11 protein-coding genes and 1 pseudogene are annotated in these 8,789 nt (G+C 62.3%); 7 read left to right on the forward strand and 5 right to left on the reverse strand.

The features are described 5' to 3' along the window. The first annotated feature begins 123 nt into the window (after positions 1-123). Positions 124-687: a DUF192 domain-containing protein gene (locus CKW40_RS36240; RefSeq protein WP_095204497.1), complete on the forward strand. Its 564-nt coding sequence runs from the start codon at positions 124-126 to the stop codon at positions 685-687. A 20-nt stretch (positions 688-707) separates the two neighbouring features. Beyond that, the gene (locus tag CKW40_RS36245) at positions 708-1,475 is read left to right on the forward strand and encodes an alpha/beta fold hydrolase (protein ID WP_095204498.1); all 768 of its coding nucleotides are present in this window, start codon (positions 708-710) and stop codon (positions 1,473-1,475) included. 22 nt (positions 1,476-1,497) lie between these two features. On the opposite strand, the gene speB is transcribed toward CKW40_RS36245, so the two are convergent. Further along, positions 1,498-2,463 carry an agmatinase gene (speB, locus tag CKW40_RS36250; RefSeq protein WP_095204499.1) on the reverse strand — a complete coding sequence of 322 codons (966 nt, stop codon included), beginning with the start codon at positions 2,461-2,463 and terminating at the stop codon, positions 1,498-1,500. A 47-nt stretch (positions 2,464-2,510) separates the two neighbouring features. After that, positions 2,511-3,116 carry an HD domain-containing protein gene (locus tag CKW40_RS36255; RefSeq protein WP_095204500.1) on the reverse strand — a complete coding sequence of 202 codons (606 nt, stop codon included), beginning with the start codon at positions 3,114-3,116 and terminating at the stop codon, positions 2,511-2,513. A 129-nt stretch (positions 3,117-3,245) separates the two neighbouring features. Here CKW40_RS36255 and CKW40_RS36260 point away from each other — a divergent pair, with 129 nt between their 5' ends. From CKW40_RS36260 to CKW40_RS36270, 3 genes are all read left to right on the forward strand, one after another. After that, on the forward strand, positions 3,246-3,890 hold the full coding sequence (locus CKW40_RS36260; RefSeq protein ID WP_095204505.1) for a VOC family protein: 645 nt from the start codon (positions 3,246-3,248) through the stop codon (positions 3,888-3,890). Between the two features lie 270 nt (positions 3,891-4,160). Continuing rightward, on the forward strand, positions 4,161-5,009 hold the full coding sequence (gene cysE, locus CKW40_RS36265; RefSeq protein WP_095204501.1) for a serine O-acetyltransferase: 849 nt from the start codon (positions 4,161-4,163) through the stop codon (positions 5,007-5,009). Positions 5,010-5,162: 153 nt separating this feature from the next. Continuing rightward, on the forward strand, positions 5,163-5,366 hold the full coding sequence (locus CKW40_RS36270) for a DUF3126 family protein (protein ID WP_006200852.1): 204 nt from the start codon (positions 5,163-5,165) through the stop codon (positions 5,364-5,366). Positions 5,367-5,421: 55 nt separating this feature from the next. Here CKW40_RS36270 and CKW40_RS36275 read toward each other — a convergent pair whose 3' ends face one another. Then, positions 5,422-6,153: a hypothetical protein gene (locus tag CKW40_RS36275; RefSeq protein ID WP_095204506.1), complete on the reverse strand. Its 732-nt coding sequence runs from the start codon at positions 6,151-6,153 to the stop codon at positions 5,422-5,424. Positions 6,154-6,270: 117 nt separating this feature from the next. Here CKW40_RS36275 and CKW40_RS36280 point away from each other — a divergent pair, with 117 nt between their 5' ends. Continuing rightward, positions 6,271-6,606, forward strand: a complete 336-nt coding sequence (locus tag CKW40_RS36280) for a DUF6949 family protein (protein WP_095204502.1) — start codon at positions 6,271-6,273, stop codon at positions 6,604-6,606. A 19-nt stretch (positions 6,607-6,625) separates the two neighbouring features. Next, on the forward strand, positions 6,626-7,153 hold the full coding sequence (locus CKW40_RS36285; protein WP_095204503.1) for a gamma carbonic anhydrase family protein: 528 nt from the start codon (positions 6,626-6,628) through the stop codon (positions 7,151-7,153). Between the two features lie 52 nt (positions 7,154-7,205). Here CKW40_RS36285 and CKW40_RS36290 read toward each other — a convergent pair whose 3' ends face one another. After that, positions 7,206-7,763, reverse strand: coding sequence for an ankyrin repeat domain-containing protein (locus tag CKW40_RS36290; RefSeq protein ID WP_095204504.1), 558 nt, complete (start codon positions 7,761-7,763; stop codon positions 7,206-7,208). Between the two features lie 30 nt (positions 7,764-7,793). After that, positions 7,794-8,641, reverse strand: a pseudogene (locus tag CKW40_RS36295) (NYN domain-containing protein). Positions 8,642-8,789 lie beyond the last annotated feature (148 nt).

Below are 8,789 nucleotides of genomic sequence, written 5' to 3' on the forward strand. Positions count from 1 at the left end.
CCCGTCCCGATAAATCGAGATGGTTCAGGTTCTACCTCCTCTTTGTTTGACCATGATCTTGTCCGAAACCGGTTCCACTTTTCGGGATCATGGTCTAGGACGATTTCCGGTCGAGGATTTTGGATGGCTCACAGGAACTGGCTGACGGCGGGCGTGCTTTGCGCCATTGTTGCCGTGATCGCGGCCTCGGGCGCTTTCTTCTATTCAGAGCGTCCGACTTCGGCCGACAGCCGGGCGATGATTCTTCCGGTCGACCCGACGCCGCTGATCGTGGTGACGAAAGATGGAAATCGCTCCTTTTCGATCGAAATCGCCGACACCGATACAGAGCGCGAGGCCGGCTTGATGTATCGCCAGGACATGGCGGACGATCACGGCATGCTGTTCGTCTTCGAGATACAGCAGCAGGTCAGTTTCTGGATGCAGAACACGCCGATGCCGCTTGACCTGATCTTTGTCGGCCAGGATGGCAAGATCCGGGCCGTCAAGCATGGCGAGCCGCAATCCCAAGCCATCATCTCACCCGGCGTACCCGTGCGCTTCGTGCTTGAGCTCAAGGCTGGCACCGCCGCCAAATACGGCATCGAATATGGCGACCTGTTGCGCCACCCGGCCGTCGGCACAATATCTGGCCCTGGCATACCACCGTCGGACAAGGGCGATTCCCCGAACGTCGATTCCAACTGAGCGCCGGGGATAGCCTTCCGATGCAGTTTTTTTCCCATGACGGGTTCGATCTTGCCTTCCTCGACCGCCAGCCGGCCTCGGGCGAGGGCGATCCCGTGCTCATGATCCACGGCTTCGCCTCGAGCCTCTATGTCAACTGGGTATCACCCGGCTGGTTCAAGACGCTCAACGATGCTGGGTATCGTGCCATCGCCTTCGACAATCGCGGCCACGGTTCGTCATCGAAGAGCTATGACGAGGCCGATTATACCCCGGCAAAGATGGCGTCGGATGCCGCCGCCTTGCTCGACCATCTCGGCATCGAACGGGTCCATGTCATGGGCTATTCGATGGGCGCTCGCATAGCCGCGTTCCTGGCGCTGTCCGATCCGGACAAGGTGGCGACGCTGGTCTTTGGCGGGCTCGGCATCGGCATGATCGACGGCGTCGGCGATTGGGATCCGATTGCCGCGGCGCTGCTTGCCGACGATCCGACTGCCACCACTCATCCGCGCGGCCGCTCTTTCCGCGCCTTCGCCGACCAGACCCGCAGCGATCGCCGGGCGCTCGCTGCCTGCATCGCCAAATCGCGGGAGTTGCTGAGCGAGGACGATATTGCCCGCATCGCCCAGCCGACGCTGGTGGCGGTCGGCACCACGGATGACATTGGCGGTTCTCCGGACGAGCTTGCCGCCTTGATGCCGAACGCCAGGGGGTTCCACATCGAGGGCAGGGACCATATGCTGGCGGTCGGGGACAAGACCTTCAAGCAACGCGTGCTGGAGTTTTATGCTGAATATCCGCTTTGACCTGGCACGCTGACACGTAGGGTCAGCCTGGCGCTCTCGCCGCTTGAACCGACTTCGCCAGAACGCACAGCAATTCGAACATCATCGTCGCGCCCGCCAGCGCCGTCATGCCGCCGAGATCGAACGGCGGCGCCACTTCCACGACATCGGCGCCGACAATGTTCAATCCGTCGAGCAGGCGCACCATTTCCTGCGCCTCGCGGGTGGTGAAGCCGCCGAGCTCGGGCGTGCCTGTTCCCGGCGCCATCGACGGGTCGATGCAGTCGATGTCGAAGGTCACATAGGTCGGGCCGGTTCCGGCGATGGCGCGCGCTTCTTCCATGACGCTGGCAGCACCCCGCCTGACGAACTCCTCCATGTAGATGATGCGAATGCCCTGGGCTACCGCCCAGTCATGCTCGCCGGGCTCGTAGATCGAGCCGCGAATGCCGATCTGCACGACCCGCCTGGGGTCAAGCAGGCCCTCTTCGATCGCGCGGCGGAAGGGCGTGCCGTGCGTATAAGGGTTGTCGCCGAAATAGCGGTCATTGGTGTCGGAATGTGCATCGAAATGGATCATGCCGACTGGGCGATTCCTGGCGACGGCGCGCAGCACCGGCAGCGTCGTCAGATGATCGCCGCCGGCGGCCAGCGGAATGGCACCTGCCGCCACGATTGCCGCGATGCCGTCCTCGATGCGCTTCAACCCGTCAATGAGATTGATCGGATTGACCGAGAGATCGCCGACATCGGCGACATTGGCGATGCTGAATGGTTCGGTCCCCGAGACATGGTGGACGCGCCGCATCAGGCTCGACTGGTTGCGGATCTCGCGCGGGCCGTGCCGCGCCCCAGCGCGGTTGGTCGTGCCGCCATCCCACGGTATGCCGACCAGTGCGATGTCTAGTCCCTCGGCGCTCGCCACCGCCGGCAGCCGCATGAAGGTCGAGAGCCCGGCAAAGCGGGGAACGGCCGAGGCGTCGACCGGTTGGAAGAAATTGCTGCTCATAATGTCGGCACCTCAGAAAATTCACGTTTGTCGAAGCCTCGCGAAAATTACGAGGGCTTTTGCAGGGTTTCCAGCGACCGAGCCATGTTCAGCCTGGCCTGCGGCTCGAAACGCTGGCGGAATTCCTCCGTGTGGAAGATGTGCGGGCGGGCCAGGAAATCCTTGAGCACGGCACCCCGTCCGGCACGCCACATCGGCTCCGCTACCCATTCATATTCGCGGCGGACCGCGTGTTCATAGGCGTCGAACGCATCCGGCGCGGCGCCCAGGATCGACAGGTCCATGTCGAGGAACAGGCTGGCGTCGCGCGTGGCCGCCGCGTCGTCGAACCGAGGCAGTTGATGCGTGGCGGTGGCGACGATCATCGCGCTGATGCGGCCCAGGCGCCCGGCACCGGTGCGGTCAGCGAGCTTTTCCTCTGCAAGGGCAGCACTTCTGGCCTCATTGTCCTTGGCTTTGCTGTCGTAGATAGCGTCGTGGAACCAGATCGCCGCTTCGACGGCTTCCGCGTCGCCGAGCTGCGCTCGATAGTCGCCGGCCAGCGCCAGCATCGCCTCGATATGGGCGAGGTTGTGGTAATGGCGATCTCCGGCGCCATAGAGCGCCGAAAGCTCGGCTTTCAGGGCCGTGTCGATCAACGGCTGGTCTTTCATTTTTATCATCCGTCCAGTTAATCGGTCTCAGCCCCTCGGAGTCAAAGAACCAATCACTGCGAACCTTGCATGGGCCGGAGCTCTGAGGAATGCTGCCAGTCCAAGAAATATCCAACCCAGGAGGCTGACATGACCAACACGCCCAGCAGCGAGACTCCGAGACCGGGGACGATCGACATGAAGCTGGAGGCCGTCATCATTGCCGTTGCGGATGCCGATCGGTCCAAGCGTTTTTATGGCGGCCTCGGTTGGCGGCTCGACGCCGACTTCGTCGTCGGCGATGCGTTTCGGGTCGTGCAATTCACGCCGCCCGGTTCGCCGTGTTCGATCCATTTCGGCAAAGGCCTGACATCAGCCACGCCAGGCTCGGCGAAGGGGCTTTATCTCGTGGTGTCCGATATCGAGGCGGCGCATGCCGAACTCGTGGCGCGCGGCGTCGAGGCGAGCGAGGTGTTTCATCGCACGGGGCCTGGGCAGCCGCCGATCAGCGGCCGGCATCCGGAAGGGCGCAGCTATTCATCCTACGTCACGTTCAGCGATCCGGACGGCAACAGCTTCATACTGCAGGAAATCACCCAGCGATTGCCTGGACGCGTGGATGCCAGCGACACGATTTTTACGTCGTCCGGCGAGCTTGCGGCGGCGCTGCGGCGTGCGGCGGCCGCACATGGCGAACACGAGAAACGGACGGGCGGACAGCACGATGTGAACTGGCCCGACTGGTATGCCGAATATATGGTGGCTGAACAGGCCGGCACGCCGCTGCCGACTTGAACCGCGTCCATTGCAGCGCGGCGTCATCGGCGCCGCGCTGACCTTGAGCCCGCCACCCGATCGCTCTACGCCTTCCCCGCAGCCAGGCACGGAAGGCCGCTTTTCGGCGGTCCGGCGATCAAGGGTTCGTTTTCCATGGCGGCTTGAATTCCCGCGAACCAAATCCATTTGACACAGCACTAAGGAAAATTGAGTTCAATCATGCTATGATCTGGCTTATATGTGCGGCCGGAAAACAGGCAAGCCAGCAGGACGCAGGACGAGACGTCGATGAACAGCATCAGCATTTCCCGCCACAGCGCGTTGCAGCCGGTCGATCCGATCTGGCGTTCGATCCGTGACGAAGCGATGGACGCGGTCAACCGCGACCCGTTGCTCGCCGCCTTCCTTTATTCGACGATCCTCAACCAGGAGAGCCTGGAAGAGGCGGTCATCCACCGGATCGCCGAGCGGCTTGCGCATCAGGATATCGGCTCCGATCTCATCCGCCAGACCTTCAAATCGATGCTGGCCGACGACAAGGAATGGCCGACGACCGTGCGTGTCGACATCCAGGCCTATTACGACCGCGACCCGGCCTGCGACCGCTTCATCATGCCTGTGCTCTATTTCAAGGGCTTTCACGCCATCCAGACCCATCGGCTGGCGCACTGGCTGTGGAACCAGGGCCGCAAGGATTTCGCCCTCTATCTGCAGAGCCGTTCCTCGTCGGTCTTCCAGACCGACATCAACCCGGCTGCGCGCATCGGCAAGGGCATCTTCATCGATCACGCCACAGGCTTGGTCGTCGGCGAGACCGCGGTCATCGAGGACGATGTGTCGATCCTGCACGGCGTGACGCTGGGCGGCACCGGCAAGGCCGGTGGCGACCGCCATCCCAAGATCCGCCGCGGCGTGCTGATCGGCGCCGGCGCCAAGATCCTCGGCAACATCGAGATCGGCCATTGCTCCAAGGTCGCCGCCGGATCGGTGGTGCTGTCGCCCGTGCCGCACAACAAGACGGTTGCCGGTGTGCCGGCCCGTGTCGTCGGCGAGACCGGCTGCGACCAGCCTTCCCGCCAGATGGACCAGCTCCTGCCGTCGCAGTCGATGGACCAGGTGGTCAGCTTCGATATCTGATTTACGCGCCGGCGCGTCGTCCGGCGTCATTGCGATTTTGCCCGGCGGCGCCGCCGCTTCCGGTGCAATACGGCCGGCTTGCCTTTACATCGCCATTGTCGACGTGCCAGAAGCGCCCTTCAAACCAGCAAGCCCGATGATCGGAGAAGACTGTTGAAGCCGGACGAAATCAGAAAGCTGGACGCCTATTTCAAGCGCGTCTTCCAGAACCCCAAGCTTGAGGTCAAGGCACGGCCGCGCAAGGAAGATTCCGCCGAAGTCTATGTCGGCGACGAGTTCCTCGGCATCGTCTTCAAGGACGAGGACGACGGCGACTACAATTTCTCGATGGCGATCCTCGACATCGATCTGGCCTGAGCCTGTGAGCCGATGGCGGGCCGCGCCGAGCGCGGCCGGCCTCGGCATCTGCCGGTCAATGTCCGGGCTTCAGGATTCGCCCGGCCTCTGCCGTCATCGCCGCGTCGAGTGCCTGCCAATCGTCAAGGAATTCCTTTGGAAAACGATAGGTGAGGCTGAGATCGTCGCCGACATGGATGTCCCGCTCGCAGGGCGCCAGCGATTGACCGGCACTCGGCCCGCTCAGGCAGCGAGCCACGAAAGGGTCCTTGCCCGCGCGCTTGCCGACCACCAGCACCTCGTTCAGATAGCCTGACTTCTCATTGAAGCCGTAGACCGTCGTGCCGCCAGGTCCCGGAATGCCGGGCTGGACGATCAGCGCGCTGTAAATCGGCGCGAACCGGCCGCTCATGTCGCGCGACATCATCTGCTGCTCGAAGGACAGGAAGATGATGCTCCTGTTGACTTCCGAGTGATTGAAATCGTCGCGCGCCGCTTCGCTGTAGCCGTCCATCTGGGGATAGCGCAGATAAAGGTCGAGGCGTGAGGCGATGCCGTCGCGCCGGGCCTGGTCGAAACGGATGAAATTGGCCGGCACGGAAATCACATTGTTGCCAATCACCACCCGGCGCACTGTCGTGTCGTCGGTATATCCAGCCATGGCGATGGTATGGCCGAACCACTTGCCGCCAAGGCTGATCGCCACCGACAGCAAGGCAAGTGCGGCGAACGCATAGAAGACCCGCTTCATCAGCGTGGAGTCGACCACGGTGAGTTCGGGGCCGTCGGCGATCGCTGCCTGCTTCATCTCGGTCCTCATCACCAACCGCCCGTCTCGTGTCCCTAGGCGGCACACATCGCGCGGCACGGCCCTTGCAGCCTTCCTGAAACGACTGTGCGATTTCATGGTAAATGGATGGTTAAGATGGCTGAGATGGAACTCTTCCTGTTTGCTTTTCTCGTCGGCCTGACGGTTTGCGGGCTGACGGGCTCGACGATGGAGCTGGTCTCGGGCCGCAAGGTGGCCTTCGCCGAGCCCTATGTGTCGCCCGCGCATGTGCTGCGCTCGCTGGCGGCCACCGCTGGCGCCGGACCGTTCATGCTGGTCAACGATGCGCTCGATGCCCGGCGCGAAAACCGCATTTCGACGATGGCGCTCTTGTCGTGCGGCTGCACGGCGATTGCCTGGTCCCTGGCGCTCGGCATCGTCGTGCTTGCCATTGCCTCATGGACGATCGGTCTCTTAGGGTCCGGCATCTGAGACGATTCGGAGGCCGACAATGCCGCTTTATGCGATCGACGGAACAGAGCCCAGCTTCGCGGATGCGGATACAAACTGGATCGCGCCCGATGCGACGCTGATCGGCGATATCAGGGTCGGCCGCAATGCTGGCTTCTGGTTTGGCGTCGTCATTCGCGGCGACAACGAACCTATTGTCATCGGCGCCGACACCAATGTGCAGGAACACACGGTCATGCACACAGACCCGGGCTTTCCGCTGACCATCGGCGAAAGCTGCACGATCGGCCACCGGGCCATGCTGCATGGCTGCACGATCGGCGACAACAGCCTGATCGGCATGGGCGCCATCGTGCTGAACGGCGCCCGGATCGGCAGGAATTCGCTGGTCGGCGCCGGCGCGCTGGTCACCGAAGGCAAGGAATTTCCGGACAATTCGCTGATCGTCGGCTCACCGGCCAAGGCGATCCGGATGCTGGACGACGCGGCCGTCGAAAGATTGCGCGGCTCGGCCGCGCACTACGTCGCCAACGGCAAACGCTTCAAGGCGGGGTTGAAGAAGGTCTGAGGCCAACTTTGGCCGATCCCGGTCGCCGGCTGTCTCATCGCGGGCCTAGCCGTTATCTATTGGAGCCGCGCTTGGCCATCGCATCACGCAGCAATGAAGCGCCGGCTTCAAAGCCGGCTTTGTCGGCGTCCTCGATGGCCGTGCTGTAGTCATCGATGCGGGTTGCGAGCGCAGGATCAGCGCCCGCCGCCAAAAGCATGCGGATCGCGTCAGCACTGCGAATGGCCACCGAATAGTGAAGCGGCGTCCAGTCGTTCACGCCCCGCATGTTGGGATCGGCGCCAGCCTCGATCAACAGCTGGACGATTTTCAGTCGGTCAGCCCGGTCAGTGGACAGCGCCGCAATGATGGCCGGAAACCCACCGTGATCCCCGTAATTCGGATCCGAGCCCGCATCCAGCAAGGTCGAGATGAAGCGGACGGGGCTCCAATAGACCGCATATTCCAGCGGATGCCCGAGGCCGAGTTCGAACGGCATGCGTTCGTCGAACCAACGGGGCGAACCGCCCAAGGCTTTGCCAAGTCCATCGAAGTCACCGGCCTTGAAGGCATCGTCGATCGCCTTGAACAGACGATGGCGCTCGCATCGATCTTCGGGGATTTCCAACATCGCCGTGATCCAGAGGACGAAACCAACAGCCTATAATGCCTCGATCCGCCACCCACGCAAAGGAGCTGTGAGATGGTCGGATGCACGTGGCGGTCGTGCCCCGCTGGAGGCCGAGCGCTTCTCGCTAGGCGGCTTTGTTTTTTCCCTTTTTCCCGGCGGCAGGCCTGATGCGAATGCGCATGGCTCCTCCTTTGGGCGCCTCGATTTCGAATTCAGCTGTACTCCTCACCAGGTCACTCAGTTTACCGAAACCATAGGTGCGAGGGTCAAAATCGGAGAAGAGGTTTGAGAGCTGCTTTCCGAATGTGCCGAGCAGCACCCAGCCATCTTCGCTGTCCATCTGGCCAATGACTTTCTTGAGTACGGGCAGCGCAGCGCTGGATGATTGAAGCGGCTTGGCTGCAGGCGCGGTATCCGGGATGTTCGCCGGGCTGCGAAGAAGGTTTTCGGTGTAGATGAACCGCCGGCAAGCCTGCCGAAAGCTCTCCGGGGTCTTCTGCTCGCCGAACCCGAACACATCCACGCCCTGTTCACGAATGCGCGCAGCAAGCCGCGTGAAATCGCTGTCGGAAGAAACCAGACAGAAACCGTCGAAACGGCCGCTATGGAGCAGATCCATCGCATCGATCACCAGTGTGATATCGGAAGCATTCTTCCCAGTGGTATAAGCGAACTGCTGCTGCGGAATAGATTGCGTGCTTCGCCAGTATGTCTGCCCAGCCCTTGGACCGGGTGCTGGAGAAGTCGCCATATATGCGGCGCACGCTGGCCTCACCGATCTTCGCGATCTCCTCGAACAGGCCGTCGGCAATCTTGGCGGAGGTGTTGTCCGCGTCGATAAGAACCGCAAGACGTGGTGATCGAGCTTCGGTCGGCATAGGACCTCCTGCGGCTTATATCCTGGCGGCGCGAATACACCATGCCAGCGAAATTGGATCAATTTTAGCAGCTGCCCCCAGAAATGGCGGAGCCGGCCCGGGGACAGGGCCGGCTCCTTAGACCCGGTCGTTGGGGACGGGGAGGGTG

This window comes from Mesorhizobium carmichaelinearum (assembly GCF_900199455.1).
GTDB lineage: Bacteria > Pseudomonadota > Alphaproteobacteria > Rhizobiales > Rhizobiaceae > Mesorhizobium > Mesorhizobium carmichaelinearum.

What these genes read in the sequence shown, in the direction of transcription:
- CKW40_RS36255 (WP_095204500.1), bottom strand. Translation starts at nt 3,116, where the DNA reads ATGAAAGACCAGCCGTTGATCGACACGGCCCTGAAAGCCGAGCTTTCG.
- CKW40_RS36285 (WP_095204503.1), top strand. Translation starts at nt 6,626, where the DNA reads ATGCCGCTTTATGCGATCGACGGAACAGAGCCCAGCTTCGCGGATGCG.
- speB (WP_095204499.1), bottom strand. Translation starts at nt 2,463, where the DNA reads ATGAGCAGCAATTTCTTCCAACCGGTCGACGCCTCGGCCGTTCCCCGC.
- CKW40_RS36260 (WP_095204505.1), top strand. Translation starts at nt 3,246, where the DNA reads ATGACCAACACGCCCAGCAGCGAGACTCCGAGACCGGGGACGATCGAC.
- CKW40_RS36275 (WP_095204506.1), bottom strand. Translation starts at nt 6,153, where the DNA reads ATGAAGCAGGCAGCGATCGCCGACGGCCCCGAACTCACCGTGGTCGAC.
- cysE (WP_095204501.1), top strand. Translation starts at nt 4,161, where the DNA reads ATGAACAGCATCAGCATTTCCCGCCACAGCGCGTTGCAGCCGGTCGAT.
- CKW40_RS36290 (WP_095204504.1), bottom strand. Translation starts at nt 7,763, where the DNA reads ATGTTGGAAATCCCCGAAGATCGATGCGAGCGCCATCGTCTGTTCAAG.
- CKW40_RS36280 (WP_095204502.1), top strand. Translation starts at nt 6,271, where the DNA reads ATGGCTGAGATGGAACTCTTCCTGTTTGCTTTTCTCGTCGGCCTGACG.
- CKW40_RS36245 (WP_095204498.1), top strand. Translation starts at nt 708, where the DNA reads ATGCAGTTTTTTTCCCATGACGGGTTCGATCTTGCCTTCCTCGACCGC.
- CKW40_RS36240 (WP_095204497.1), top strand. Translation starts at nt 124, where the DNA reads ATGGCTCACAGGAACTGGCTGACGGCGGGCGTGCTTTGCGCCATTGTT.